Origin of the sequence: Ensifer sp. Root278 (assembly GCF_001429285.1) — a bacterium.
Classification (GTDB): domain Bacteria; phylum Pseudomonadota; class Alphaproteobacteria; order Rhizobiales; family Rhizobiaceae; genus Ensifer.
In genome coordinates this window covers 268,396-294,137 of sequence record NZ_LMJJ01000040.1, presented here as the reverse complement: position 1 = coordinate 294,137, position 25,742 = coordinate 268,396, and the positions used below count along the sequence as shown (strand labels likewise).

Annotated in this window: 23 protein-coding genes, 1 pseudogene and 1 riboswitch; of the genes and pseudogenes, 7 read left to right on the top strand and 17 right to left on the bottom strand. The window is 63.7% G+C overall.

The window, feature by feature from the left end; all coding sequences use genetic code 11:
* Window positions 1-6: 6 nt before the first annotated feature.
* The 3 genes from ASE60_RS23230 to ASE60_RS23220 form a co-directional block, all read right to left on the bottom strand.
* Window positions 7-1,371 carry a glutamine synthetase family protein gene (locus ASE60_RS23230; RefSeq protein WP_057253392.1) on the bottom strand — a complete coding sequence of 455 codons (1,365 nt, stop codon included), beginning with the start codon at window positions 1,369-1,371 and terminating at the stop codon, window positions 7-9.
* Between the two features lie 150 nt (window positions 1,372-1,521).
* On the bottom strand, window positions 1,522-3,069 hold the full coding sequence (locus ASE60_RS23225; protein WP_057253390.1) for an amino acid permease: 1,548 nt from the start codon (window positions 3,067-3,069) through the stop codon (window positions 1,522-1,524).
* Between the two features lie 112 nt (window positions 3,070-3,181).
* Window positions 3,182-3,955, bottom strand: a complete 774-nt coding sequence (locus ASE60_RS23220; RefSeq protein ID WP_082616106.1) for an N-formylglutamate amidohydrolase — start codon at window positions 3,953-3,955, stop codon at window positions 3,182-3,184.
* Window positions 3,956-4,129: 174 nt separating this feature from the next.
* Here ASE60_RS23220 and ASE60_RS23215 point away from each other — a divergent pair, with 174 nt between their 5' ends.
* The 7 genes from ASE60_RS23215 to ASE60_RS23185 all read left to right on the top strand — a co-directional run bounded on the left by ASE60_RS23215 (window position 4,130) and on the right by ASE60_RS23185 (window position 10,572).
* A complete protein-coding gene (locus ASE60_RS23215) occupies window positions 4,130-5,008 on the top strand; it encodes a MurR/RpiR family transcriptional regulator (RefSeq protein WP_057253386.1) in 879 nt (292 codons plus the stop codon).
* A gap of 205 nt (window positions 5,009-5,213) precedes the next feature.
* Complete coding sequence (locus tag ASE60_RS23210; protein ID WP_057253383.1) at window positions 5,214-6,320, top strand: ABC transporter substrate-binding protein; 1,107 nt, start codon at window positions 5,214-5,216, stop codon at window positions 6,318-6,320.
* Between the two features lie 185 nt (window positions 6,321-6,505).
* Window positions 6,506-7,387, top strand: coding sequence for an ABC transporter permease subunit (locus tag ASE60_RS23205; protein WP_057253381.1), 882 nt, complete (start codon window positions 6,506-6,508; stop codon window positions 7,385-7,387).
* Window positions 7,384-8,166, top strand: coding sequence for an ABC transporter permease (locus ASE60_RS23200; protein WP_057253380.1), 783 nt, complete (start codon window positions 7,384-7,386; stop codon window positions 8,164-8,166). The genes ASE60_RS23205 and ASE60_RS23200 overlap by 4 nt, the downstream gene beginning before the upstream one ends.
* Before the next feature lie 11 nt (window positions 8,167-8,177).
* Window positions 8,178-9,239 (top strand): ABC transporter ATP-binding protein, encoded by a 1,062-nt coding sequence (locus ASE60_RS23195; RefSeq protein ID WP_057253378.1) that lies wholly within the window; start codon window positions 8,178-8,180, stop codon window positions 9,237-9,239.
* A gap of 47 nt (window positions 9,240-9,286) precedes the next feature.
* A complete protein-coding gene (locus tag ASE60_RS23190) occupies window positions 9,287-9,679 on the top strand; it encodes a TfoX/Sxy family protein (RefSeq protein WP_057253377.1) in 393 nt (130 codons plus the stop codon).
* Window positions 9,680-9,856: 177 nt separating this feature from the next.
* Window positions 9,857-10,007: riboswitch (FMN riboswitch) on the top strand.
* A 91-nt stretch (window positions 10,008-10,098) separates the two neighbouring features.
* Window positions 10,099-10,572 (top strand): 6,7-dimethyl-8-ribityllumazine synthase, encoded by a 474-nt coding sequence (locus tag ASE60_RS23185; protein WP_057253375.1) that lies wholly within the window; start codon window positions 10,099-10,101, stop codon window positions 10,570-10,572.
* 388 nt (window positions 10,573-10,960) lie between these two features.
* Here ASE60_RS23185 and ASE60_RS23180 read toward each other — a convergent pair.
* The 14 genes and pseudogenes from ASE60_RS23180 to ASE60_RS23115 form a co-directional block, all read right to left on the bottom strand.
* A pseudogene (locus ASE60_RS23180) lies at window positions 10,961-12,186 on the bottom strand (low temperature requirement protein A).
* 212 nt (window positions 12,187-12,398) lie between these two features.
* Window positions 12,399-12,839, bottom strand: coding sequence for an RpiB/LacA/LacB family sugar-phosphate isomerase (locus ASE60_RS23175; RefSeq protein WP_057253372.1), 441 nt, complete (start codon window positions 12,837-12,839; stop codon window positions 12,399-12,401).
* A 43-nt stretch (window positions 12,840-12,882) separates the two neighbouring features.
* Complete coding sequence (locus ASE60_RS23170) at window positions 12,883-13,650, bottom strand: triose-phosphate isomerase (protein WP_057253370.1); 768 nt, start codon at window positions 13,648-13,650, stop codon at window positions 12,883-12,885.
* Window positions 13,647-14,432 carry a DeoR/GlpR family DNA-binding transcription regulator gene (locus tag ASE60_RS23165; RefSeq protein WP_057254371.1) on the bottom strand — a complete coding sequence of 262 codons (786 nt, stop codon included), beginning with the start codon at window positions 14,430-14,432 and terminating at the stop codon, window positions 13,647-13,649. The genes ASE60_RS23170 and ASE60_RS23165 overlap by 4 nt, the downstream gene beginning before the upstream one ends.
* A 100-nt stretch (window positions 14,433-14,532) precedes the next feature.
* Window positions 14,533-15,471: a TIM barrel protein gene (locus tag ASE60_RS23160; RefSeq protein ID WP_057253369.1), complete on the bottom strand. Its 939-nt coding sequence runs from the start codon at window positions 15,469-15,471 to the stop codon at window positions 14,533-14,535.
* A gap of 14 nt (window positions 15,472-15,485) precedes the next feature.
* Window positions 15,486-16,331 carry a TIGR01459 family HAD-type hydrolase gene (locus ASE60_RS23155; protein ID WP_057253367.1) on the bottom strand — a complete coding sequence of 282 codons (846 nt, stop codon included), beginning with the start codon at window positions 16,329-16,331 and terminating at the stop codon, window positions 15,486-15,488.
* Window positions 16,328-17,608: an FGGY-family carbohydrate kinase gene (locus ASE60_RS23150; protein WP_057253365.1), complete on the bottom strand. Its 1,281-nt coding sequence runs from the start codon at window positions 17,606-17,608 to the stop codon at window positions 16,328-16,330. Before ASE60_RS23150 ends, ASE60_RS23155 begins: the two co-directional genes overlap by 4 nt.
* Window positions 17,605-18,657, bottom strand: a complete 1,053-nt coding sequence (locus tag ASE60_RS23145) for a class II aldolase/adducin family protein (RefSeq protein WP_057253363.1) — start codon at window positions 18,655-18,657, stop codon at window positions 17,605-17,607. Before ASE60_RS23145 ends, ASE60_RS23150 begins: the two co-directional genes overlap by 4 nt.
* 11 nt (window positions 18,658-18,668) lie before the next feature.
* The gene (locus ASE60_RS23140) at window positions 18,669-20,204 is read right to left on the bottom strand and encodes a glycerol-3-phosphate dehydrogenase (protein ID WP_057254370.1); all 1,536 of its coding nucleotides are present in this window, start codon (window positions 20,202-20,204) and stop codon (window positions 18,669-18,671) included.
* Between the two features lie 12 nt (window positions 20,205-20,216).
* Window positions 20,217-20,879: a class II aldolase/adducin family protein gene (locus tag ASE60_RS23135; RefSeq protein ID WP_057253360.1), complete on the bottom strand. Its 663-nt coding sequence runs from the start codon at window positions 20,877-20,879 to the stop codon at window positions 20,217-20,219.
* 10 nt (window positions 20,880-20,889) lie between these two features.
* Window positions 20,890-21,927, bottom strand: coding sequence for a 2-hydroxyacid dehydrogenase (locus ASE60_RS23130; RefSeq protein ID WP_057253358.1), 1,038 nt, complete (start codon window positions 21,925-21,927; stop codon window positions 20,890-20,892).
* Window positions 21,924-23,501 carry an FGGY-family carbohydrate kinase gene (locus ASE60_RS23125; protein ID WP_057253356.1) on the bottom strand — a complete coding sequence of 526 codons (1,578 nt, stop codon included), beginning with the start codon at window positions 23,499-23,501 and terminating at the stop codon, window positions 21,924-21,926. Before ASE60_RS23125 ends, ASE60_RS23130 begins: the two co-directional genes overlap by 4 nt.
* Window positions 23,501-24,625, bottom strand: coding sequence for an ABC transporter ATP-binding protein (locus tag ASE60_RS23120; RefSeq protein ID WP_057253353.1), 1,125 nt, complete (start codon window positions 24,623-24,625; stop codon window positions 23,501-23,503). The genes ASE60_RS23125 and ASE60_RS23120 overlap by 1 nt, the downstream gene beginning before the upstream one ends.
* Window positions 24,622-25,740 (bottom strand): ABC transporter ATP-binding protein, encoded by a 1,119-nt coding sequence (locus ASE60_RS23115; RefSeq protein ID WP_057253351.1) that lies wholly within the window; start codon window positions 25,738-25,740, stop codon window positions 24,622-24,624. Before ASE60_RS23115 ends, ASE60_RS23120 begins: the two co-directional genes overlap by 4 nt.
* Window positions 25,741-25,742: the final 2 nt, after the last annotated feature.

Below are 25,742 nucleotides of genomic sequence, written 5' to 3'. Positions count from 1 at the left end.
CCAGGATCAGGCCCGTTCGAAACCGCGTGCGACCTCCCAATCGGTGACGCGGCGGTCGTATTCTTCCTGCTCCCAGCGCCCGGCCCGCGCGTAATGCTCGATGACCTCGTCACCAAAGGCGGCGCGCAGCATCTTGGATTCGCTGAGCGCTGCGGTCGCGTCTCTCAGCGTGCGCGGGATCTCGCGCACGTCCTTGCCGCCATAGGCGTCGCCGACGAAGGGCGCTTCCAGTTCCATCTTGTTCTCGATACCGGAAATGCCGGCCGCGATCAAAGCCGCGAAGGCGAGATAGGGATTGAGATCGGAGCCGCCGACGCGGCATTCGATGCGGATCGCCTTGGTGTCCTCGCCGCAAAGGCGATAGCCGGCGGTGCGGTTATCCTTGCTCCAGACCGCCTTGGTCGGCGCGAAGGTGCCGGCCATGAAGCGCTTGTAGGAGTTGATGTAGGGCGCAAGGAAATAGGTGATCTCGCTCGCATGGGTCAGCAGCCCCGCCACATAGTGGCGCATCATCTCCGACATGCCGTATTTGCCGCTCTCGTCGAAGAATTTCGAGGTCTTGCCGTCGGCACTCCAGAGCGACTGGTGGATATGCGAGGAGGAGCCGGCGGCCGAATAATTCCACTTGGCGAGGAAGGTGATGGCCTTGCCGCGCGACCAGGCGATCTCCTTGCAGCCATTCTTGATGATCGCGTGCCGATCGGCCATCGTCAGCGCGTCGGCATAACGCACGTTGATCTCTTCCTGCCCGGCCGACGCCTCGCCCTTGGAATTTTCGACCGGGATGCCGGCGCCCTGCAGGCCGTTGCGGATCGCCCGCATCACATCCTCTTCCTTGGTCGTCTGGAAGATGTGGTAGTCCTCGTTGTAGCCGCTGACGAGTTGCAGGTCGCGATAGCCGGATTGGCGGGCATCGTCGTAGGACTGGTCGAACAGGAAGAATTCGAGCTCGCTCGCCATGTAGGCCTTGAGCCCCATCTTCTCGAGCCGCGCCACCTGCTTCTTCAGGATCGCGCGCGGCGAGTGCGGCACTTCCTCGTGGGTGTGATGGTCGAGCATGTCGCAAAGCACGAGCGCCGTGCCTTCGAGCCAGGGAATGCGGCGAAGTGTCGAAAGGTCCGGCTTCATCGTATAGTCGCCGTAGCCCTTCTCCCAGCTCGTCGCCTTGTAGCCGGGAACGGTCTCCATCTCCATGTCGGTCGCAAGCAGATAGTTGCAGCTATGCGTTTCCTTCCAGGCGCCGTCGACGAAGAACTGCGCGTGGAAGCGCTTGCCCATCAGCCGGCCCTGCATGTCGACCTGGCAGGCGAGAACCGTATCGATGCGCCCGGCGGCGACGTCTTCCTTCAACTCATCAAACGTATAGCTCATCAACTTCCATCCCATGTTTGGTCACGCGGCCGTTCCCTTGGGTCACGATATTTTTGGGCCGCGTGGACGTGATCCGTTCAAGTAACCGGACAAGCTCCGGAAAAGAAAAGGCGGAAGTCGCGGTCGCGCTCCCGCCCATTTTGTTGGTGTTCAGACTTCGCCGACGGCCTTTTCGGCAGCGGCAATCTCGGCCTGGCGGCGCGCCACTTCGTCGCCGATCGGCGGGCCGCGGAAGCGGCGGGTTTCGAAGCCGAACCAGATCAGAGCCGTCAGCACCAGGAAGCCCACGGTGATGTAGAGCGCCCAGTCGTTCGGCGGTTGGATACCGAGAACGAAGATCAGCACCATGGCGATGATCGACAGAACCGCGAAGAGCTTGAACATCGCCTCGCCCAGGTTCCACGGGCCCATTTTATCCCACTTCGAGGTTCCCCAGGCGAAAAGGCCGAGCGTGATCGGGATCGCGAAGGAGAAGAACAGGAAGATGACCGTGCACGAGACGACGATCGTATAAACCGGCGTTTCGCCGATCGACACGAGCGACGAGCCCCAGACGAACAGGACCGAGAGGATCGAGCCGGTCCAGATCGCCGCAACCGGCGACCGGTGGGTCGGGCTGACCTTGGCGAGCGCCCTGGAGGCCGGCAGACCGCCGTCACGCGAGAAGGCGAAGATCATGCGTGATACCGAGGTCACCGTCGCCAGGCCGCACAGCCACTGGCTGACGAGGATGGCGAGATAGAGGATGTCCTTTATGACCGGGTTGACTTGGGCGTCCATCGCCCAGAAGAACACGTTCCAGCCCTGCTTGGCAGCTTCGTCCATGTTCGGGATCATCAGCACGAAGGCGCACAGCATGATGTAGCCGAAGAGCGCCGACCAGAGCACGGAAGAAACCATACCGCGCGGCACGGATTCCGCCGCCTTGACGGTTTCTTCCGAGGTGTGGGCAGAAGCGTCGTAGCCGGTGATCGTGTAGATCGGCAGCAGAAGGCCGAGCAGGAACACCCAGGTGCCCGACGTCTGCGGCCAGACGTTGCCGCCGGCTTCACCGGAATAGTTGGAGAAGGTGAAGAGCCTTGCGATGTCGTAGCTGTCGGCGGCCGCGAGGCAAACGACGGCAAGCAGGATCGCAGTTGCGAAGATCAGGTAGCCGGAGAAATCGGTGAGCTTGGCGGTGAGCCCGATGCCCATGTGGTTCACGAGCGCCTGTGCGCCGGTGATGATCGCCAGGAAGACGATGCGGGTAGTGGTTGTGTCCTCCAGCGCGAAATAGGGCGTGCCGAAGGAACCCATGAAGAAGTAATAGGTGCCGACGTTGATCGCGCCGAGAACGGTGACGAGACCGAGCAGGTTGAACCAGGCGGTCACCCAGCCGGTAAAGCGGTTACCAAGGATCGAACCCCAGTGGTAGAGGCCGCCGGCCGTCGGATAGGCCGAGCTGATCTGCGCCATGGCGACCGCAAAGACCAAGGAAATGAAGCAGCCAAGCGGCCAGCCGATGCCGATCGCGGCGCCCCCTGCGCCGGCTGTCGCCTGGGCGAGCGAATTGATGCCGCCGGAGAGAATGCAGATGATCGAGAACGACACCGCGAAGTTCGAGAACTGGCTCATGCGCCGCTCGAGCTCCTGGGCATAGCCCATCGAGTGCAAGACACTCATGTCCTGCTTTTTGTCCAAATCGCTGTAGTCTGACATTTTTCTTCCCCTGATTTATTCAGACCACACCGCCCCATTGCGGCAGGGTCCCATCAACCACCTGCCCCGGCTGGCCGGAACAGGACCGCGGCAAGCCGCTCCCCAGGGTCTTTTATTGTGCTGAAAGTGCCACTGCGCCTTTGCGGAGCAATCCTTCCAGATAGTCGGCCATGACCCTTTGGCCGATGTCATTGCGAATGAGATCGTTGCGGATCTCGATCATCACATTCGGCAGTCCGTTGAGGACGCCGTATTCAATCAGACTGTGAGTAACGCCGTCGGCCGGGCCATAGGGCTCGTTGCGGCGGATGTCGTAGGCGACCTGCCCCTTCGTCGCGACCGCCAGCATGTGGTCGGCAAGGCGGCTGTCCGCATCGTGCAGGATACCGACCTCGACGGCCCGCGGCTTGCCGAAATAGACGGGCGTGAAGCTATGCATCGTCACCAGGATCGGCGGCCTGCCGGCGGCCTTGCGGGCGGAAACGAAGCGCGCGACCGAATCGTGAAACGGGCGATAGATCTCCTCGACCCGCGCCTGCCGCTCGTCGTCGGTCATCGTCCGGTTTCCCGGGATCTCGTAAACTTCGCTCAGAACCGGCATCGCCGCCTCTGCCTCGGGCGGGCGGTTGCAATCATAGGCAAGCCGCGAGAAGCGCTGGTAGATCAACGCCGCATCGAGCTTGGCGGCGAGAAGCTTGGCGACGGCGAGCGCGCCCGGGTCCCAGGCGATATGACTTTCGAGCGCTTGCTCCGTAAGGCCGAGCGTACCGAGGCGCTCCGGAACCCGACGCGAGGCGTGCTCGCAGACGAGCACGATATCGCCCTTCCCTGTGGCGTTTTCGATCGCAACCGGATCGCCATCTGCTTCGGTCAAAAGTCGCGTCAACACCGGCATCCCCTTTTGCCCGTTAGACGTTCGTTAATGAAAAGAATTCTTCAGAGATTGGCGAGTGTCAATCAAAATCTGAAACGATCTCTTCAAAATTGCGATTGACTCCAATTGTGACAGCGATGTTTAATCTGTCACAAACCGGCTCTAGATCGGTTCAGGGGAGACATTTTGAGCAGCAAGGCGACATCGACGACGGTGTCGGATGTGATCAATGCCCACTTCACCGCGCTGACCCGCGCGGAGAAGCAACTGGCGGAGACACTTCTCGACAATTATCCCGTATCGGGACTCGGCTCGATCACCACGGTCGCCGAGAACGCCGGCGTATCGACTCCGACCGTCGCGCGCATGGTGCAGAAGCTCGGCTTCCGCGGCTTTCCGGATTTCCAGGCGCGGCTGCACCAGGAACTGGAAGCGACGATCTCCAATCCGATCACCAAGCACGACCGCTGGGCCGCCAATGCGCCGGGAACCCACACGCTCAACCGCTTCGCCGACGCGATCACCAGCAATCTGCGCGAGACGCTGACCCAGATCGATCCACGGGAATTCGACGAGGCCGCCGCCCTCATCGCCGACCGCAAGCGCAGCATCTATCTGCTCGGAGGCCGCATCACCCATGCGCTTGCCGACTATCTCTTCACCCATCTTCAGGTCATTCGTCCGGGTGTCACCGAGATCGCCTCCAACGCCAGCGCCTGGCCGCACTACGTGCTCGATATGCGCCAGGGCGACGTCTTGATTCTGTTCGACATTCGCCGCTACGAGCAGGAGATGGCGACGCTCGCCACATCCGCCCGCGAGCGTGGCGTCGAGATCATCCTCTTCACCGATCGCTGGACTTCGCCGGTCGCCAAATCCGCCTCCCGCGTGTTCCGCTCGCAGATCGAAGTACCGTCGGCCTGGGACAGCTCGGTGGTGATCCTGTTCTTGATCGAGGCTCTGATCGAGGCGGTGCAAAGTTCGAACTGGGAGGAAACCCGGGATCGAATGAAAACGCTCGAAGGCCTTTTCGATTCCACCCGCATCTTTCGCAAACCCGTCTAGGAGTGCTCGCCGACCCGTTCACGGAATTTCATACAGTTGTGCGACAGTGAGCCACCCCGCCAGAAAAAGAAATGTTCTTCCAACGACATAGGCGGCGCGAACGGATAAACCGCTGTCACATTACTTTCATGGCATCTCTTTAACAGCCTAGCCGAAATCGACTGAATACCCCACGAATTTGACTAAACCCATAAGGAGAACACCAGTGATTTCAAGAACCCATCGCCTGCTTTCGCTTTCCACCGCCGTTTTCCTGGCGACGACCGCAATCGCCGCCGCCGAGCCGAGCGCCGAACTCATCGAAGCCGCCAAGAAGGAAGGCATGCTGACCACCGTCGCCCTGCCCCACGACTGGTGCGGCTATGGCGACGTCATCGCCTCCTTCAAGGCCAAGTATCCGGAAATCCAGGTCAACGAACTGAACCCGGACGCGGGCTCGGCTGACGAAGTCGAAGCCGTCAAGGCCAACAAGGACAACAAGGGTCCGCAGGCCCCTGACGTCGTCGACGTCGGTCTCGCCTTCGGCCCGCAGATGAAGGCCGAAGGCCTGCTGCAGCCCTACAAGGTTTCCACCTGGGACGAGATCCCGGACAGCGTCAAGGACGCCGAAGGCTACTGGTACGGCGACTATTACGGCGTGATGTCGTTCCTCGTGAACAAGGACCTTGTCCAGACCGCTCCGAAGGACTGGGCTGATCTCCTGAAGCCGGAATATGCCGGTCAGGTCGCTCTCGCCGGCGATCCGCGCGCGTCGAACCAGGCGATCCTCGGCGTTCTCGCCGCCGGTCTCGCCAAGGGTGCGAAGTCGGGCAAGGAAGCCGGTGAAGCTGGCCTCGGCTACTTCGCCGAACTCAACAAGGCCGGCAACTTCGTTCCGGTCATCGGCAAGTCCGGTACGCTCGCCCAGGGCTCGACCCCGATCATCGTTGCCTGGGACTACAACGCGCTCGGCTGGGCCAAGACCCTCAACGGCAACCCGCCGACCGAAGTCGTCGTTCCGGCCAGCGGAGTTCTCGCCGGCGTCTACGTTCAGGGCATCTCGGCCTACGCGCCGCACCCGAACGCAGCGAAGCTGTGGATGGAGCACCTCTATTCCGACGAAGGTCAGCTCGGCTGGCTCAAGGGCTTCTGCCACCCGACCCGCTTCAACGCGATGGTCAAGGCCGGCAAGGTTCCGCAGGCACTGATCGACGCCCTGCCGCCGGCAGCGTCTTATGAAAAGGCCTACTTCCCGACGCTCGAAGAAGTCGATGCCAACAAGGCTGCCGTCACCGGCGGCTGGGATTCCGTCGTCGGCGCGAACGTTCAGTAAGTCTTTCCACAGACATGTCGCCTCGGCCGGTTTTCCGGCCGGGGCGACATAAGTTATTCGTAAGGAATTCAAGTCTTTGGAGCGGAATGAGGAAAAATGTGCGCGGGTTTCAGCCCGCACCCGCTCTAACTTGCAAGTATCAATAACGCCCGCGTCGATAACGCGGTTTCAGGGGCGCGAACGGAATGTCATCTGCTAAACCCGACGCCAGCCCGCCGGCGCGTCGCCTACCGCTTCACTGGCTGGGCATTCTGCCCTTTGCCGCCTTTGTGACGCTGTTTCTGATATTGCCGACGGCAAAGATCGTGGTCGGCGCCTTTCAGACACCGGATGGCAGCTTCACGTTCGAGAACATCCGTGGCCTGTTCACGCCCTCGATCCTTGCGGCCTACTGGATCTCGATCAAGATCAGCATAGCCTCGGCGCTCCTCGGCTGCCTGATTGGCTTTGCCATGGCCTCGGCCATTGTCTTCGGCGGCTTGCCGAAGGGCATCCGCGGGCCGCTTCTGACCTTTTCCGGCGTTGCCTCCAACTTTGCCGGCGTGCCGCTCGCCTTCGCCTTTCTCGCTACCCTCGGCCCGGTCGGCATCGTTACGGTGTTCCTGCGCTCGAACTTCGGTCTCGACCTCAGAATGCTCGGCTTCAATCTCCTGTCCTTCTGGGGGCTGACAGTCACCTACCTCTTTTTCCAGATCCCGCTGATGATCCTCATCATCACGCCGGCGCTCGACGGCCTGAAGCGCGAATGGCGCGAGGCCGCCGAAATCCTCGGTGCCACCGGCCTGCAGTACTGGCGCATGGTCGCCTTCCCGATCCTGCTTCCCTCGCTGCTCGGCACGCTGGCGCTGCTCTTCGCCAATGCCTTCGGCGCCGTTGCGACCGCGATCGCGCTCACCGGCTCGTCGCTGTCGATCGTGCCGATCCTGCTGTTCGCCCAGATCCGCGGCGACGTGCTCGGCAATCCGCATCTCGGCTATGCGCTCGCCTTCGGCATGATCGTCGTCACCGGCATTGCCAACGCGATCTACATCTGGCTGCGCGGCCGCAGCGAAAGGTGGCTGAAATGAAGAAGATCTGGGCCTGGGGGGCCCTCGTTTTCGGCCTCCTCTATTTCACCCTGCCGCTCATCGGCATGACCAACTTCTCCTTGAAGATGCGCCGCGGCGAATATTCCTTCGACGCCTATCAGAAGGTTTTCGCCGATCCGCGCTTCCAGGAAACCTTCAGCTATTCGGTGCTGCAGGCGCTGTTCACCATCGTCTTCGGCGTGCTGCTCGTCGTACCTACCGCCTATTGGGTCCGGCTGAAGCTGCCGCGGCTGCGCCCCTATATCGAGTTCATCACGCTTCTGCCGCTCGTTATCCCGGCGATCGTCATCGTCTTCGGCTATATCCGGCTCTACAACACCTCGAGCTGGCTGCCGCTGACGGGCTCGCTGACGGGGACCAACATCCTCCTGATGTTCGGCTACGCGACGCTCGCTCTGCCCTACATGTACCGCGCGGTCGACACCGGCCTTCGCACCATCGACGTCGCCACCCTGACCGAAGCCGCCCAGAGCCTCGGCGCCGGATGGGCCACGATCCTCGCCAAGATCATTCTGCCGAACGTGCTCGTCGCGGTGCTTTCAGGCGCCTTCCTGACCTTTGCCATCGTCATCGGCGAGTTCACCATGGCGGCACTTCTGAACCGCCCGGCCTTCGGCCCGTACATGCAGCTCTTAGGCGCCAACCGCGCCTATGAGCCTGCCGCACTCGCCGTTATCGCATTCGGCATCACCTGGGGCTGCCTCGGCCTCATCCAGCTCGTCTCGCGCTTCCAAAAAAGCGCGCCTCCCAAGGCCTGAGGACCGCACCCATGAGTTTTCTGTCACTCACCAGCATCAAGAAGTCCTTCGGCCCTGTTCACGTCGTGCACGATTTCGACATGGACATCGAGAAGGGCGAATTCGTCTCGTTCCTCGGTCCGTCCGGCTGCGGCAAGACGACCGTCCTGCGCATGATCGCCGGCTTCGAGACACCCTCCGCCGGCTCTATCGTGATCAACGGCAAGGACCAAGGGTCGTTGAAACCCAACCAGCGCAACATCGGCATGGTGTTTCAGGCCTATGCGCTGTTTCCGAACATGAACGTGCATGACAACGTTGCCTTCGGCCTCAAGGTCGCAGGCACTGACAAGTCGGAGATCGACGCACGGGTGAAGCAGATGCTCGGGCTGATCAAGCTCGAGCACCTGGCGGACCGCTTCCCCTACCAGCTCTCCGGCGGCCAGCAGCAGCGCGTGGCGCTTGCCCGCGCCATTGCGGTCAAGCCGCAGGTGCTGCTGCTCGACGAGCCGCTTTCGGCGCTCGACGCCAAGATCCGCGTGTCGCTGCGCGAAGAAATCCGGCAGATCCAGCAGCAGCTCGGCATCACCACGGTCTTCGTCACCCACGACCAGGAAGAGGCGCTGTCGATCTCCGATCGTATCGTCGTCATGAATGCCGGACGTGCCGACCAGATCGGCACCCCCTTCGAGATCTACAACACGCCGTCAACGCGCTTCGTCGCTTCCTTCGTCGGCACGCTGAACATCATCGAGGGCAAGGTCGCGGATCCGGCCTCGGGCGCCGTAACGATCGGCAACCAGCAGGTGGCTCTGAAAGACCCGATTGCCGGCATGAAGGGTGGCGACAGCATCTCGCTGGCGTTGCGCCCTGAAGCGGGCTCGATTGCCGAAGGGGCGCAAGGCGATACGGCGCTTGCCGGCGAGGTCGTCTCGACGAGCTTCCTCGGCTCGGTCATCCGCACGCGGCTTCGCGTCGGCGGCGATGTCATCTCCTTCGACATGTTCAACAATCCGGGCGTAACCCCGCCGGTCTCGGGCGACAACGTCACCCTGCGCTTCGCCGCCAAGGACCTGCTCGTTATTCGCGAGTAGGCCTTGCAGAAGACCGATGAACGCTGGCGCGCAGGGCGCCAGCGAGTATGCAGCGGTTCGTTGCACCATTGCCGGAGACCCGCGAGGTTGCAATCATGGCCAAGGCTGAACCAAGTGCCTTCGTCAGGCATATCCAGGATGAACTCTCCGATCTCGGGCCTGTTCAGATTGACCGCTTCTTCGGCGGCTGGGCCTACGTCGTCGCAGACAAGCGCTTTGCCGTCAGCATCAAGGACCGCCTCTATTTCAGGGTTGATCAGGCGCTGAAAGACGCGCTGATATCAGAGGGTTGCCAGCCGTTCACCTATGAGAAGGGCGGCAAGACCGTGGTCGTGCATCGCTTCTACGAAGCGCCTGTCGACTGCCTCGACGACCGGGATGCCCTCCTCCACTGGGCCGGACGCGCGGTTACCGCGGAAGACGACGATCTGCGCGGATAAGTGCCACGCGGTCGGAATGTTGCCGCCATGACTGCATGGCAACCTGACCATCCGGATTAATGTCCTGGCGGGAACGAATTTGTCCTCACCAGCACCCCACAAGCAAAAATCTGTCGTGATTTCCGCTCTTTTCGTCGCGGCGTGCGTTTGACCGGGCAATCCCGGCCTATATAGTCGCGGTGTTCTCAGGGCGGGGCGAAATTCCCCACCGGCGGTAGCGAGAGAAACCTCGAAGCCCGCGAGCGCTCTGGAGCTTACGCTCCAGGGGTCAGCAGATCCGGTCGAATTCCGGAGCCGACGGTCACAGTCCGGATGGAAGAGAGCAAGCAGGAACGTGGGCCCCGCGACGGGACCTCACGCGCATGCATGTTCGCCCGACGGGATCATTGGAAACGCCAAACCCTGGAAGGCTTGAGACCATGACTATTCTTTCCCACCCCACCGCCAAGATCGCGATCGTTCGTGCCCGCTGGCACGCCGACATCGTCGACCGCTGCGTCGACGCCTTCGTCGCGCAGTGGACGAAGCTCGGCGGCTCGGCGGCCGACGTCGAGATCTTCGACGTGCCGGGCGCACTCGAAATCCCGCTGCATGCGCAGACGCTGGCCAAGACCGGCCGCTATGCGGCGATCCTCGGCACCGCCTTCGTCGTGGATGGCGGCATCTACCGCCACGACTTCGTCGCCGGCACCGTGCTCGACGGCATGATGCGCGTCCAGCTCGACACCGGCGTGCCGGTGCTTTCGGCCGTGCTGACGCCACACAATTTCCAGGAAAGCGAGCCGCTCATCGCCTTCTTCCGCGAGCACTTCGTCACCAAGGGCACGGAAGCGGCCAACGCCTGCTCGCAGATTTTGGATGCCCGAGCCAAGCTGGCGCTTGTCAACGCCTGATCGGCGACGCGCCCACGTGATCCAGCGCACCGCCTGATGGGCGCGCCCCTCATCCGGCTGCCGCCACCTTCTCCCCGCTCGCGGGGAGAAGGACACGCGTGGCACGCTCCGTGCCCGACCGCGGCCGTTTGATACAAGCAGGATTGACGATGCTTCGCCGCAGCACCGCTCCTACATCCGCTACGGAATGAGAAGCCCGCGGCACGCTCGACTGTCCCCTCTCCCCGCCTGCGGGGAGAGGGCTAGGGTGAGGGGCAAAGCGCTCCATGCGCTCCAAGCTCACGGCCCCTCATGGTGACGGCGCGCCTTTTGAATCAACCTCTGAACCACCTGAATCAAACCGCCAGCCCCGGCCGATAACCTCCTGTTCCGACTCTCAAATTCGCGCCTACCGCGCTGCCTCGCCCTCATGCAGGCTGCGCTCCAGCGCCGCCATCCGGTGACGGTGGCCACCGGCCTCGTAGCCGACGATGGTGACGACGGGCGCGAACATCAGGATGATCAGGCACATCGCCATATCGAGCCAGGCCATCGCCGCAACGACGGACGCGGCCAGCACCAGCGCCGTGCCGAAGAGCAGCCAGAGATGCAGCCGGTCCGTCTGTCGCAGCAGATAGGCGTACATTGCGTAGAGCAGCCCGATATAGAGCGCGACGGGGACGGCAACGGTCAGCACGGTCGCCACCGAACTGATATGGGCCTTGTGCTCGATATAATAGGCCGCCACATGCAGCCCGGCGCCGGTGGCCACGATCGAGGCGAAGATCGGGATGTGGCCATAGCCCAGACGAAGGACCGCTTGAGGCGGTGATGGTGCAGGACCTCGGCGCTCGGCAGCAGAAAATAGATCCACCACATGCCGAAGGTGAGCCCGGTGCCCGCCAGGCAGACAAGAGCAACGTCAAGGTTCCAGCCATCGCCGTCGACGACCGCGGAGATCGAGGCGACCGTGCCGACCACCCCCTCCCCGAGCGCGATGATCGCCAGCAGCCCGTAACGCTCGGCGATGTGATGCGCGTGCCAGGGCGTTCCGCCGTAGCGCATCTCGGCGATGCAGGGGCCGACCATCTCGACCGCGGTCAGCGCGACGACCATGGCAAAAGTCACGACGAGGGAGAAGTCGAAGAAGATCAGTACGATCCAGCCAAGCTGGGCGGCGCTGATCGCCTTCACATAGGCTATGCAGGCTTGCCGCCGCGCAGGATTCTGCCGGCTGGCGCGCAGCCACTGGAAGACCATGGCCACGCGCATGACGACATAGCCGAGCACCATGACGCCGTTGTTGAGGTGCTCGCCCTTGTCGATCGATTCGAACATCGGCGGCAGTCCGATTGCCAGGATCAGCACGCCGACCATCTGCACCATGGTGACGCTGCGAAAGATCCAGTCGTCGGTGTCGTAGGCCGATGCGAACCAGCTGAAATTGATCCAGGCCCAGCAGATGGCAAAGGTGGCAAAGCCGAAGCCCATCAGCCCCGCCGTGAAATGGCCCTCGGCAAAGAGATGCGCAAGCTGCGACGCAGCCAGGCTGAAGGCGATGACGAAGGTGAGGTCGAACAGAAGCTCGAGTGTCGTCGCGGTCCTGTGATGCTCAAGCGTATCGCGACCGCTCATGCGGGCCACGTGGTGATGAGCGCTCGGATGCGGTTCAATCGAGGTTGGTTCGCTCATGCGATAAGGTCCCTGCTGACATCTGCAAGCACATTCAAATATTTGCGGAAGCGTCGTCAAGGCGTGGTGCGCGCCAGAAATGAAAACGCCCGGCATCTCTGGCGGGCGTCTCGTCACGATGCCTGAGGGAGGATCAACGGGCGTCGCGATGTTCTTTATGCCTTGGCAGCATCGAGACGGTCGATCGCTTGCACGTTGCCGGCCGAAGCGCCCTGCGGATCGAATTCGGACGCGAGCCAGGTGTCGACGATCGATTTCGCCAGCTCCGGCCCGATGACCCGCGCACCCATGGTGATGATCTGGGCGTTGTTCGACTTCGCCGCACGCTCGGCCGAATAGGTGTCGTGCGTCAGTGCTGCACGGATGCCCGGCACCTTGTTGGCCGAGATGCAGACGCCGATGCCGGTACCGCAGAAGAGGATGCCGCGGTCGTGCTTGCCCTCGACGACCTGCTGCGCCAACTTCTGCGCGAGATCCGCGTAAAAGCCGGACTGGCTGAGGTCCACGACTTCGACGTCGGCCCGGCCCGCGAGATGGGCGGCAATGACGTCCAGCAGGGGCTTGCCGGCGCTGTCTGCCCCGATTGCAATCTTCATGATTGTTCCTTTCCATTCTTCAGGAACTGCCGCGGCCGAAGGCTCAGATCGCCTTTGCGACACGCTGCAGAATGTCAAGATAGCCGGCGACGTCCCAGGCGGAGCGGCCGATGAAGAGGCCGTCGATATGCGGCTCAGTGATCAGTTCTTCGCAATTGCCGGGATTGACGCTGCCGCCGTAGAGCACCGGCACGCGCCGGCCGAGCGCCGCTTCGGCGACGTCAGCGATGCGCTTGTGGCGCTCGTTGGCATAGTCTGATGTCGCGGGAATGCCGTTGACGCCGATCGCCCAGACCGGCTCGTAGGCAAGCAGGATGGTCGCGTTCTTCGCCTCGCCTTCGAGCAGCGCCAGAGCGCCCTCGACCTGACGCTTCAGCACCGCGTCCGCTTCGCCCGCCTCACGCTCGGCCAACGTCTCGCCGATGCAGATCAGCGGCACCAGGCCATGGCGCACGGCCGCCGCCGTTTTCAGGCCGACGGTGCAATCCGTCTCGCCGAAATGTTCGCGCCGCTCGCTATGGCCCAACTCGACCACGTCGAGATTGCAATCCTTCAGCATCAGCGGCGACACCTCGCCGGTCCAGGCGCCGGCATCGTCCCAATGCATGTTCTGCGCGCCGACCTTGACGCTGGCGCCTTCAAGCCGCGCCTTGACCTCACGCACCGCCGTGAACGGCGGGATGACGAAGCGCTGGATCCGTTCGTCGCGCGCTGCGTCTGCCGTAGCCAGGCCTTCGGCAAAGGCCATCGCCTCGGCGAGCGTCTTGTTCATCTTCCAGCTGGTGCCGACCCAGAGCCCGGACTTGTTCATGCTTTCTCCGATGTCTTGCTATTGCCAACCCTGACCAGCCGGATGCCCGCCTCTTCGAGGGGTGCTGCATGCTCGGCAGCCACTTCGGCGCCGGTCAGCACCGCGTCGAAGGCATCGAGCCCGGTCAGGAAGTGGAGCGCCGAGCGCCCGAATTTGTCGTGGTCCACCAGCAGGTATTTGCGCTTGGCCGCCTTCACCATCAGGCGCTTGGCCTGCACCACCTCCTGGTCCTGGTGGAAGGCCGTCGTCCCTTCGATCGCAGAGCTGGAGAGAAAGGCGATGTCGACGCGCAGCGACCGCAGCGCCTCGTCGGTGACGATGCCGAAGAAGCCATTGAACTTCTTGCTGTACTGGCCACCGAGCGCGATGACATTGATGCCCGACGCACCCGAGAGGCTGGTGATCACGCCGAGATTGTTGGTGATGACCGTCAGCGGGCGAATGTCGCGGATACATTCGGCAATCGCGCCGGTCGTCGAGCTGTCGTCGATCAGGATGCTCTGCCCGGGCTCGATCAGCCCCGCCGCATATTCGGCGATCCGCCGCTTTTCGGCGGTGGCGATCTTCTCACGGTAACGGATGTCGCTTTCGAATTGTGGGCTCGACTGGATCGAGGCGCCACCATGCACCTTGCGCAGCAGGCCCGCCTGTTCGAGGTCGTCGAGGTCGCGATGCACCGTCATCTTGCTGACGCCGAAGCGCAAGGACAGGTCTTCGACGGACGCCGCTCCGGCCTCCATCAGCACATCCATGATCGCCTGTCGCCTGTCTTCCGGCTTCATCATCTCGGTCCCGATCACGCGCAGCCATGGCCGCGCTCACCGTGAGAAGATAACACCTATTTGTGATATTTCAATTTCTATGGTGTGATTTTGTGATCTTTCAATGTGATTTCTGTGGGCGATTGAAACCGGTATCGATGTGGGGTTCCCAGAACTCCACCGACTCCCGGATCATCTCCACGACGGTGTGGTCGGTCGGCTCGCGCTCGCGGAAGGAAAGCTCGAGGCAGATCTCGTTGTCGGTGCCGCCGCCAGCCTTGACCGCGCCGATCAGCTTCTCCGGCGTGATGCGGCCGTCCCGGTTGTAGGCAGCGGTAAACGGCCAATGGCCGCCCTTGTTCATTGATGACTGCTTGATGTGGATGATCGGCGAACGCTCGGGAAACGCCCCGGCCCAGGCATAGGGATCGATATCATCGGGATTGTCCGAGGTGACGTCGCCATGGTCGATGTCGACCATCATCTTCATTGGAATCGGCAGATCGGCCTCGGCCAGCCGCCGGTCGAGCGATCGGCATTCCTCGATCGTGTGGCCGAATTCGCGGCCGACCGACATCGGCTCCCAGAAGACGTAGGAGAGCCCCGCCGCCTTGCCGTGCTCTGCCACTTCGCGCCAGCATTCGATGGCGATCCGCATCATCTCCTCGCGCCGCGCCGGATCGTCGTAATCCCTCAGCGTGAAGATCGCGAACTGCGTGCCCATGCCGGAGGCGCCGAGCTCGGCGGAGATATCGGCAAAGGTCTTGAACCAGTCGACATAGTAGCGCCTCACATCCGGATCCGGATGGCCGAAATGGTTGAGCCGGCCATAGGGGCCGGTCATGCCCGAGGTGATCTTCACCCCGGTGCGGTCCAGCGCTTTGCGAAACTGCCTGACGGTCTTGGCGATCGTCGCCGCCGGCCAGCCCGGATTGACGAATTCATGCGTCAGCTGCACGTAGCCGATGCCGATCTTCTCGGCGATCGTGTCGATCAGGTCGTCGGCCTCGGCGAAGCGGTTGACCAGCGGATTGGTGTTGAGCGACAGCGTGAAGGCCACGACCTTACTCCCGGCTACCAGTGAAATTTCGGAAGGATGAAATCGGGAGACGCGCCGTGCTCGGCAAAGAGCCGGCGACGTTCCTCGTCCACGGCGTGTTCCAGGATCCCGGTCGTCACCAGCACGGAATGCAGCCCCGCATTCGCCGCACCGGCGATGTCATGCTCTATGCTGTCGCCGATGGCACAGACCCGCGTCGGATCGGGATGACCGAGGAAGTCGAGCGCGAGCGCGTAGATGTCGGCGAAGGGCTTGCCGATCCAGCGCACCTTGCCGCCAAGTTCTTCGTAGAGGTCGGCGATGCGACCGGCACCAAAGGCGGTACCCGTCTTCGTCAGCATCACCTTGTCGGGATTGGTACAGAGGCAGGGAACGCCACGCGCGGCCGCCGGTGCCAGCAGCGCCTCATAGTGAGAGAGCGGATAGAGATCGCCTTCGCTCGCCGAAAGCAGCACGATATCGGCATCAGCGCCGCTTGTCGTGCGCTCGAGGTCGAGCCCTTTGATCGGCGACAGATCGTTGTCACGGCTGATCAGCAGGCACTTGCGCGGCGTGCCTGCGCTGCCTGCGCCTTCTCGCTTGAGGATCTGCCAGGCGACCTCCCCCGAAGTCAGGAACCAGTCCCAGCTGCCGGCGGCAAAGCCGATGTCTACAAGGCGACGGTCGTTCTCCGCGGAACGTTTGCCCGAGTTGGAGAGGATGATGATGCGTTTTCCGGCATCCTTCAGCCGCACCAGCGTGTCGGCCGCCACCGGATACGGACCGCGCCCGTCGCGCAGCACGCCGAACTGGTCGATCAGGAAGGCGTCGTAGCGATCGGCAATCTCGCTGAGGCCGGCGATCGTCTCGATAACCGTCACAGCACACCCGCCTTTCTGGCGCCGGCAAGCGCAAGCCGCGCCGTGCCGGCGGCTGCCTCTTCGGACAGAACCGGCAGGAATGGGACGCCGAGCTTGCGCATGCGGATCGCGGTCCAGGCCACATTCTTCGCGCCGCCGCCGACGCTGCGGAGCGAACGGAGCGCCGGTCCGCCGAGCTCGGTCAGCCGCTGGTAGGCAAGGCTCTCGACCCCGGCGATGCCTTCGAAGATTGCCTTCAGAAAGGTCGCATCGTCGGCCGGCCGTGGGCTCATCCGCGGCAGAAAATCCGAATCGGCGACCGGAAAACGCTCGCCGGGTTTGACGAGCGGATAGTAGTCGAGCCCGGTATCGACGACCGGGTTGATCTCCTCAGAAAGCACGGCGATCCTTTCCGGCGAGAAATGCTCGGCGAGCACCACCCCGCCGGTATTGGATGCCCCACCCGCAAGCCACATCTCGCCGATGCGGTGGCTGTAGAGCCCATATTCCGGCGCAAACAGCGGCCGTTCGGAGAGCATCTTCACCGTCAAAGTCGTGCCAAGCGCGCTGACGCCGTCCCCCGGCTGATCGGCGCCCGTTGCCAGGAACGAGGCGCACCCGTCCGTGGTGCCGGCAACGATCACCACGCCGGCCGGTAGATCAAAGGCTTCGGCCGCCGCCGGCGCGATGGTCGCGATCGGCGCGCCGGCTGGCAGCACGTCTGGCAAAAGCTCGACACGCGCCCCCGTCCTTCCGATCCACTCCGGCCACGAGCGTGATACCGGGTCGTAGCCAGTCTTGAGGGCATTGTTTTCGTCGGAGACATCATAGAGCCCGGTGAAGTGCCCGGCGAGCCAATCGGCTTGATGGATCACCCGGAAAACATCCGGCACCGACTGGAAGGCGAGAAGCTTGGCAAGGCCGGATGTGGCGCCATGGGCAGCACTCTCCCGCGGCGCATGGGCGGAAACCGCATCGAGAAGAGCCCGGTCGGCAACCGGATCGTTGTACATCATCGGCGTCGCCAGCGGCGCACCGCTTTGATCGACCGGCAGCATCGTTCCGGACGTGCCGTCGATCGCGAGCGCTGTAACCTGTCGCCTGTCGATACTTCCGAGCGTTTCGCCGAGCGCCGCCTGCACCGCCTTCCACCAGCCGATGGGATCGCGATGATCCCCGGAGAAGGACGCGAGTCTCGCCGCACCCGATGCGACGACGACGCCATCCGCGGCCATGGCCACTGCCCGCGCGCCCGAGGTGCCAATATCGATGCCGAGGACCAGCTTGTCACCGCTCATTGCAGCACCTGTCCGGCGCAGTTGAGCTGCTGGCGGTATTTCTCAGCATCCCATCCGAGAAGTTCCGCGTTTTCCGCTTCCGTCAGGTAGCGCAGGCGAGCATCCGCCGGAATGCGTGCCGTCACGTCGGCAAGGCACCGCGCCATGGCGAAGGCGCCGGCGGACATCTCCTTCTGCACCAGCACGCCCTTGCCGGGGAAAAGCAGCAACGGCGGCAGGCTCTCGCCGGCAGCACGCCGCTTCGCCTCGATCGCAAGCGCGGTCTCGCCGGGAGCGGCTACTACGACGCCCTTGCCGAGGAAAATCACGTGGTCGGGATAGAGGCTGCCGCCGGCGGCAAGCCGGCAGCTGTCGAGGTCGGCCGCCACCGCGTGCAGGTACGGATCCTCCGGCAGCCGGTAGTCGCTGTCGACGGCAAGCCGCGAAAGGGCCGCCACATCCGCCGTCGGCGCCTCCCGCCTCTGCCCGGTCAGGCAGCGCGTGATGTCGGTCAGCAGGATGGTCGCATCGACCACGCTCTCGGCAGCGACGACAAGGCCATGATTGCCGAGGACCAGCACCGATGTGTTGTCCTGCACCCGTTCGGCGATCGCCCTGGCCAGCGGCAGGCCCGGCCGCGCATAGGGCACAAAGACATGCGGAAAGCCGGCAAGCCGCTCGGCGGCGATCGCAGCACCGTTGGTCTGCACGGCCGTCGCGATCGTCTCGACGCAGTGCACATGCACGACCACTCTTTGCGGCATCAGCGCATGCACCGTCGTTTCGATCGAAGGGCGCAGGCCCGAGGGGTTGCGCTCGGCAATCACGAAGTCCTGGGCCTTCTCCGTCGCCGGATCGCTCCGCTCCAGCGCATCGAGCAAGGGATCGAGCGCCACCGGCACCATGACATCGCGCTGGCGCGCATGGGCCAGCCAGAAGCCCGAGGCCTTGATCCAGAGCGCCCCACCCTCCTTGATCGAGGTATTGCCGCCCGCCCCCTGCACCAGCAGCGGATCCGACCCGATACGGGCCGAAAGATCGAGAAGCGCTTCGAATTCCAGACTTCGCATCTCAGTCTCCTTCAGGCCGCCGCCTGCTGGCGTTCCAGCCAATGGGTGAAGGCCTGCCGCTCGGCCAGTGTCATGTGCAGGCCGTGTTTTGTCCGACGGTCGAGAATGTCGTCCGCCGTCAGCGCCCATTCGTTTTCGATGAGGAAGCGCGCCTCGCGCTCACGAAGGAGCGAACCGAAGGCCCGCCCGAGATCCTCGACCGCGGTGGCACCGGCGAGCAGCGCATGCGTCCGCGTGCCGTAGAGCCGCGCATAATGCTTGGCGAGATCGGCGGGCAGCCAGCGGTAGCGCGCCTTGAGATCACCCAGGAACTGCTCGAAATCGGCATCCGCCATATCGCCGCCCGGCAGATGCGCGCTCGCCGTCCAGGCTGGCCCCATCTTGTGGAAGAAGGGCTTCAGCCGTTCCAATGCATGTTCGGAAAGCTTGCGGAACGTGGTGATCTTGCCGCCGAAGACCGAGAGCAGAGGCGCCTGGCCATCGGCCGCATCGACCTCGAAGATGTAGTCGCGGGTGACGGCGGAGGGGTTTTCGGCATTGTCGTCATAGAGTGGGCGCACGCCGGAGAAGCTGTAGACGATATCGTCAGAGGTCAGTTGTTGCTTGAAGTAGCGGTTTACCGACTTCAGCAGATAGCTGATCTCGTTGCCGTCGGCCGATACGTCCTCCGGCCGGCCTTCGTAAGGGATATCCGTCGTCCCGATCAGCGCCAGGTCATTCTGGTAGGGGTTGATGAAGATCACCCGCTTGTCCGGGTTCTGCACCAGGTAGGCCTGCCGTCCCTCCCAGAACTTCGGCACGACGATGTGGCTGCCCTTGACCAGGCGCACGCTGCGGCTGGAGTTCAGCCCGCCGATCCGGCCGATGACGTCGTTGACCCAGGGGCCGGCCGTGTTGACCACACACCGCGCCCTCGCCTCGGTCTTCGCCCCGGTTCGCGTATCGGTCATCTCGATAAACCAGAGCCCGTCCCGCCGGCGGATCGCGCTGCAGGCGGTGCGCGTCAAGACCCGGGCGCCACGGGAGCGTGCATCGAGCGCGTTCAGAACCACGAGGCGGGCGTCATCCACCCAACAGTCGGAATACTCGAACGCCCTGCGATACTCGCGCTTGATCGGCGCGCCCTCAGGCGCGGTCGAAAGATTGAGGCTCCGCGTCCCCGGCAGCCGTTTGCGTCCGCCGAGATGGTCATAGAGGAAGAGCCCGAGCCGCACGAGCCAGGCCGGCCGATCCTCCGGGTTGTGCGGCAGCACGAAACGCATCGGCCAGATGATGTGCGGCGCGGACTGAAGCAGCACCTCGCGTTCGATCAGCGCCTCGCGCACCAGACGAAACTCGTAATATTCGAGATAGCGCAGACCGCCATGCACCAGCTTGCCCGAACGCGAGCTCGTGCCCTGCGCCAGATCGTCCTTCTCGCACAAGAGAACCGAAAGCCCTCGCCCGGCGGCGTCGCGCGCAATGCCCGCGCCATTGACGCCGCCGCCGATGACAAACAGATCATACACTCTGGTCTCGGAACCCACCGTCGTTACTCCTGTCGCCATCGCCGCCATGCCTCACGCCGCCTTCGTCTTGTCCTGCAGGCCATAGGTGGAGAAGCCCTCGATCACGCCTGATATCTCGGCCTCCGACAGGAGCACCGGGCCGCCGATCAGCAGCGTGTGGTAGTACTGCTTGGCGATCGTCTCGAGCTCGACCGCCGCCCACATCGCCTTCTCCAGGCTCGCGCCGGTCGCGATCATGCCGTGGTTCGCCATCAGGCAGGCACTGCGGCCTTCGAGGGCGCGCAAGACGCTGTCGGAGAGCGCCTTGGTGCCATAGCGCTCGTAGTCCGCGACGCGCACATCACTGCCGCCGAAGGCCGCGATCATGTAGTGGCACGCCGGGATCGGCTTGCGGGCGATCGCCAGAATGGTCGAATACATCGCATGGGTGTGGACGACGGCACAGACCTCCGGCCGAGCGCGCAGGATATCCAGGTGAAACGGCCATTCGACCGACGGCTTCTTCGGCCCTGACCAGCTTCCGTATTCGCCCTCGATCTGCATGGCGACGATCATCTCGGACGTCATCTCGTCATAGGGAATGCCCGAGGGCGTCACCAGCATGGTCTCGCCGTGGCGCAGGCTGATATTGCCCGACGTGCCCTGGTTGAGCCCGATGGCGTTCATGTGGCGGCAATGGTCGACGATCGACTGGCGCAGTTCGCGTTCGCTCATAACTGTCACCTCAGCAGGGATGAACCGGCGGCAGGCCGGCGATGTAGCGGCGGACTTCCTCGGCCGCCATTTCGGCGGCAAAGGTCACGGTGCGCACCGAGGCGCCGGCGATATGCGGCGTCAGCGTCACATTGGGGAGTTGCAGCAGCGGCCAATCCTCCGGTACCGGCTCCACGGCGAAGGTCTCCAGCATCGCCGCCGAGAGATGGCCGCTCAGCAGGTTTTCATAGAGCGCGTCGTAGTCGCAGAGCGGGCCACGCGCCGTGTTCACGAAGATCGCGCCCGGCTTCATCTTGGCGAAGGTCTCGGCGTTCATCATATTGCGCGTCTCCTCCGTGACGCGGGGATGCAGCGTCACGAGGTCCGAGCGGGACAGAAGATCGTCGAGCGAGACCTGCTCGACGCCAGCATTGAGGTCGTCCGCCGAAAGCTGCACATAGGGGTCGTGCACCAGCACCTTGGTGCCGAAGGCGCGCAGCAGACGCACGACCTTCGTGCCGATATTGCCGTAACCGATGACGCCAACGGTCATTTCGCAGAGTTCGCGGCCGGTGCGGTCGGCGCGATAGAGATCGCCGCGCCATTCGCCCTTGCGCAGCGCCTCATGCCCGGTGCGGATCAGCCGCGTCTCGGCGAGGATCGCGCCGAGCGTGAATTCGGCAACGGCGCTCGCATTGCGGCCGGGCGTGTTGACGACGCGCACACCTGCGTCGCGCGCCGCACCCATGTCGATATTCACAGGTCCGCCGCGCGAGACCGCGACGAGCTTGAGGCCGGGCAGTGCCGCAAGCATCCCTCGCGACAGCGGCGCCAGCTGCGTCACCAGGATTTCCGCGTCACCGATGAATTCGACGATGTCCTCGGGCTTGCCGAGGTATTCCTTCAGCCCGTCCATGCCTTCGACGGCATAGCCGTGCTCCATCGGCACATCGGGCCAGGGCAGTTCGAGCGTGCGGATGTCATGGCCGTTGCCGGTCGCCTCGACGATCTTGTCGCGGAAGACGTCCGGCAGCATGAACCGGTCGCCGATAATGGCTATCTTCTTCATTTCGGTCTTTCCTGTTGATTTCCGGCGTCAACACCTTGGGAGAGTGCGTGCCAGACGGGTCTGAGCGCTGTTCGCGACTGCTGGTAGGCGGGGAAGAGTTCGTCAAAGCGACAGCTAAGCACCGGATCGGCGGCTTCCGCCGGTCGTTGGTAGGGGGTGACCCAATCGCCGAGGCAATCGGCCATCGAGGGATAGATGCCGAGCGAGACGGCGGCGATCATGGCAGCACCGGCAGCACCCGCCTCTTCCCGTTCGCTCGTCTGGACGCTGGCGCCGAGCGCCGCTCCGAGGATGCGGCGGAGCGAGGCGCTGCGGGCAGCACCACCCGTCAGCTGGATGCGCGCCGGCAGCGGCCCCATTTCCGCGTAGCAATCGCGCGCCGCCATGGCGAGCCCGTCAAAGACCGCCTTCACCATGTCGCCGAAGCCGTGGGTGATCGAGAGGCCGACGAAGGAGGCGCGGGCCGAGGCGTCGACGAAAGGCCCGCGCTCGCCCGCCTCCGAGATATAGGGCTGGAAGATCAGCGGCGTGTCCTTGGCGTCCGCAAGCCAGCCGTCGACATGGGAAAGCAGTTCGTCCTTCGATTTTTCGACGCCCATGCCCTTGAGCAGCCCGGATGCCACCGACAGGATCCAGTCGATGTTGAGCGTCGCTGCCATATTCGACTGCATCTGCGCATAGGTGCCCGGGATCGGCATGCACATGGTGTAGCCGGTCAAGTCGCGGTTGAGGCGCACATCGTCGGCACCGTTGGCCAGTCGCATATGCATGCCGGTCGAACCGATGATCGAGCAGCCAGTATCGGTGCCGGGATCATAGAGGCCGGCACCGAGCGCGGTGCAGACCACATCGACGTAACCGAGCACAACAGGCGTGCCTTCGGTGAGCCCCGTGATGCGAGCGGCTTCGGCCGAAAGCAGGTGATGGGTCGAGGCACCATCGACGATCTCGGGCAGCACATGCTTCAGCTTTTCGAGGCCGAGGAAGGCGATGACGTCGTCGTTGTAGCTGCGGGTGCGGAAATTGCCGAAGCTGAAATTGGCCTCGGATGGGTCGGTCGCCCGCTTGCCGGTCAGCTTGAAATAGAGCCAGTCCTTGCAATGGAACGTCGTTGCGACACCGTTGAGCATCTCGGGCGCATGGTCGCGCATCCAGCGAAGCTGCGGGCCCTGCTGGCAGGCGGCGAGCCCCACGCCCGTGCTTTGAAAGCGGTCGATATCGCCGCTGTCGGCGCGCAGCCGCTCCACCGTCTCGCCGGCGCGCGCATCGAGCCAGAGCCAGCCCTTGCCGACAGGCGCGCCGTCCCTGTCGATCATCCAGGTGCCGTCCCCCTGACCGGTCACCGCGATCGCGGCAACACGGCCAGGGAGGTTTTCGATCTTGTCGGAGAGCTGCTTGAGCGTCGCTGCCGCATCGGCCCAGGTGCGGTCGAGATCCTGCACGCTGCCGGCGCGGCCCACGGCCTCATAGGCGTTCGGCAGGGCCGCCATGGCGATCTGCCGACCGCGCAGGTCGAAGGCCACCGATTTGATGACCGACGTACCCGCATCTATGCCGATGAGGATATCCCGCATCAGGCGAGCTCCTGTCCATGGCTGATCGCCCGGCCGCTTTCGCCGTCGAAGACATGCAGGCTCGACGGGTCGAGATGGATACCGATCGGCTGGCCGACATCAAGCTCCGTCCGGTCGTGCTCGACCAGCACCATGGTGCCGCCGGCAAAATCCGCGGCGATATGGGTCTGGTCACCCAGCCATTGGTTGACGGCGACGCGGCCGGTGACGCCGTCGGCGCTGCGGCGCACCGAATAGGGCCTTATGCCGAGCACCACCTTCTGCCGCTGAACCAGCGCATCACGCACCGCATGCGAGAAGTCCGAGGCTGGATATTCGAGCCGCACGCCATCCTTGAGGCCGAAGGCAACTTTGCTCTCCGATCCCGAAACGCTGGCCTCGAAGACGTTCATCGGCGGCTCGCCGACGAAGGTGCCGGTGAAGAGATTGGCCGGGCGCTCCTTGATCTTCTGCGGCGTGTCGAACTGCTGCAGCACGCCGCCTTCCATGACGGCGATGCGGTCGGCGAGCGCGTTGGCCTCGGTCTGGTCGTGGGTGACGAGGATCGCCGTCAGCCCCCGCTCCTTGATGTAGTGCTTGATGCGGCCGCGAAGCAGCGCGCGAAGCTGCGGCTCCAGTTGTCCCATCGGCTCGTCGAGCAGGTGCAGGCTGGCATCGCGGATGAGAGCCCGCCCAAGCGAGGCGCGCTGCTGCTGGCCGCCGGAGATCGAGCTTGGATAGCGCCCGAGAATGTCTTCGATCTCCAAAAGCTTGGCGATACCAGCGACCTTCTCGTCGACGACACCCTGCGAAAGCTTCGAAGCCTTGAGCGCGAAGGCGATGTTCTCGCGCACCGTGAGCGGCGGGTAGAGCGAATAGCCCTCAAACGCCATGGCGACGTTGCGGCGCACCGGCGGCAGGGTCTGCACCGGCCGGCCAGCAAGCGAGATCGTGCCACGCGAGACCGCCTCGAAGCCGGCGATCATCCGCAATGTCGAGGTCTTGCCGCAGCCGGACGAGCCGAGCAGCGCGATGATCTCGCCCTTCTGAACATCCATGTTCAGCTTCTTCACGGCATGCACGCCGTAATCGACAGGGCCGTAGAACTTGTCGACGTCCTTGATCAAAAGAGCGGTGTCGGTCATGCCGCTTCTCCACTGCGCTTGGCTGCGAGGTCGGCGCGCGGCAGCAGGGCGCCGCTCGTCTTGTCGAAGAGGAAGGCCTGGGTGCCATTGACGGCAATATGGGCCGGGCCGGCGACCGGACCAGGCGTACCGGCCGGACGCGACACCAGGATTTCGCGGCCGCGGGCGGTCAGTGCCAGCGTCACGGTCTTTTCGTTGAGCGGCGTTTCCGCCTCCACCGTCACGGGGATCGCGCCGGGTGCAACGGCATCGGCAAAGCTGATCGCCTCCGGCCGCAGGCCGAGGACGCATTCCTTACCCGCGACATCGGCATCATAATCGGCAAGGCGTACCCGGACATTGGAGAGCTCGACGAACACGCCCTCGCCGCTGCGCTGCGGCACCACGTCGAGCAGGTTGATGGTGGGATCGCCGAAGAGCCGCGCGATCTCGATATCGGCCGGCGCATTGTAGATTTCCTGCGGCGTTCCGACCTGGCGGATGCGGCCGGCAGCCATGACGGCGATGCGGTCACCGAGCGCCATCGCCTCCTTGTAGTCCTGGGTGACGTAGACGACGGTGGCGCCTTGCGCCGCGAGCAGCCGCGGCAGTTCCAGCCGCATCTCGAAGCGGAGCTTGGCGTCGACGTTGCGCAAGGGATCGTCCAGCAGCAAGAGCGGCGGCGAGCCGACGAGCGCGCGGGCAAGTGCCGTTCTCTGCTTCTGGCCGTTGGAAAGCGCCTTCGGATGATGCGTCAGCACATGGTCGATCTTGAGCAGTTTCGCGACCTTCTGCACGCCGGCGGCGATCTTCTCCTTCGACGATCGCGTCGCCGTCAGCGGGCTTGCGATGTTGTCGAAGGCGCTCATGTGCGGGAAGAGCGCGAAGTTCTGGAAGGCCATGCCGACGCCGCGATGTTCGGCATCGACATCGGTCATGTCCTCGCCGCCGATCAGCACCCTGCCCTCATCCGGCTCGATGACGCCGGCCACCAGGCGAAGCAGTACGGTCTTGCCGGCGCCGGAGGGGCCGAAGAGCACCAGCCGTTCACCGTCGGCGACGTCAAGCGTGAGATCGTCGAGAACCGTCTGGCTCTTGTAGCGCTTGACGATATTCTTCAGTTGCAGCGTGGTCATGA

What these genes read in the sequence shown, in the direction of transcription:
- ASE60_RS23150 (WP_057253365.1), bottom strand. Translation starts at nt 17,608, where the DNA reads ATGAGCGGTGACAAGCTGGTCCTCGGCATCGATATTGGCACCTCGGGC.
- ASE60_RS23120 (WP_057253353.1), bottom strand. Translation starts at nt 24,625, where the DNA reads ATGACCGACACCGCTCTTTTGATCAAGGACGTCGACAAGTTCTACGGC.
- ASE60_RS23115 (WP_057253351.1), bottom strand. Translation starts at nt 25,740, where the DNA reads ATGACCACGCTGCAACTGAAGAATATCGTCAAGCGCTACAAGAGCCAG.
- ASE60_RS23200 (WP_057253380.1), top strand. Translation starts at nt 7,384, where the DNA reads ATGAAGAAGATCTGGGCCTGGGGGGCCCTCGTTTTCGGCCTCCTCTAT.
- ASE60_RS23190 (WP_057253377.1), top strand. Translation starts at nt 9,287, where the DNA reads ATGCAGCGGTTCGTTGCACCATTGCCGGAGACCCGCGAGGTTGCAATC.
- ASE60_RS23135 (WP_057253360.1), bottom strand. Translation starts at nt 20,879, where the DNA reads ATGAGCGAACGCGAACTGCGCCAGTCGATCGTCGACCATTGCCGCCAC.
- ASE60_RS23185 (WP_057253375.1), top strand. Translation starts at nt 10,099, where the DNA reads ATGACTATTCTTTCCCACCCCACCGCCAAGATCGCGATCGTTCGTGCC.
- ASE60_RS23175 (WP_057253372.1), bottom strand. Translation starts at nt 12,839, where the DNA reads ATGAAGATTGCAATCGGGGCAGACAGCGCCGGCAAGCCCCTGCTGGAC.
- ASE60_RS23125 (WP_057253356.1), bottom strand. Translation starts at nt 23,501, where the DNA reads ATGCGGGATATCCTCATCGGCATAGATGCGGGTACGTCGGTCATCAAA.
- ASE60_RS23165 (WP_057254371.1), bottom strand. Translation starts at nt 14,432, where the DNA reads ATGAAGCCGGAAGACAGGCGACAGGCGATCATGGATGTGCTGATGGAG.
- ASE60_RS23195 (WP_057253378.1), top strand. Translation starts at nt 8,178, where the DNA reads ATGAGTTTTCTGTCACTCACCAGCATCAAGAAGTCCTTCGGCCCTGTT.
- ASE60_RS23140 (WP_057254370.1), bottom strand. Translation starts at nt 20,204, where the DNA reads ATGGCGACAGGAGTAACGACGGTGGGTTCCGAGACCAGAGTGTATGAT.
- ASE60_RS23225 (WP_057253390.1), bottom strand. Translation starts at nt 3,069, where the DNA reads ATGTCAGACTACAGCGATTTGGACAAAAAGCAGGACATGAGTGTCTTG.
- ASE60_RS23170 (WP_057253370.1), bottom strand. Translation starts at nt 13,650, where the DNA reads ATGAACAAGTCCGGGCTCTGGGTCGGCACCAGCTGGAAGATGAACAAG.
- ASE60_RS23145 (WP_057253363.1), bottom strand. Translation starts at nt 18,657, where the DNA reads ATGCGAAGTCTGGAATTCGAAGCGCTTCTCGATCTTTCGGCCCGTATC.
- ASE60_RS23130 (WP_057253358.1), bottom strand. Translation starts at nt 21,927, where the DNA reads ATGAAGAAGATAGCCATTATCGGCGACCGGTTCATGCTGCCGGACGTC.
- ASE60_RS23230 (WP_057253392.1), bottom strand. Translation starts at nt 1,371, where the DNA reads ATGAGCTATACGTTTGATGAGTTGAAGGAAGACGTCGCCGCCGGGCGC.
- ASE60_RS23205 (WP_057253381.1), top strand. Translation starts at nt 6,506, where the DNA reads ATGTCATCTGCTAAACCCGACGCCAGCCCGCCGGCGCGTCGCCTACCG.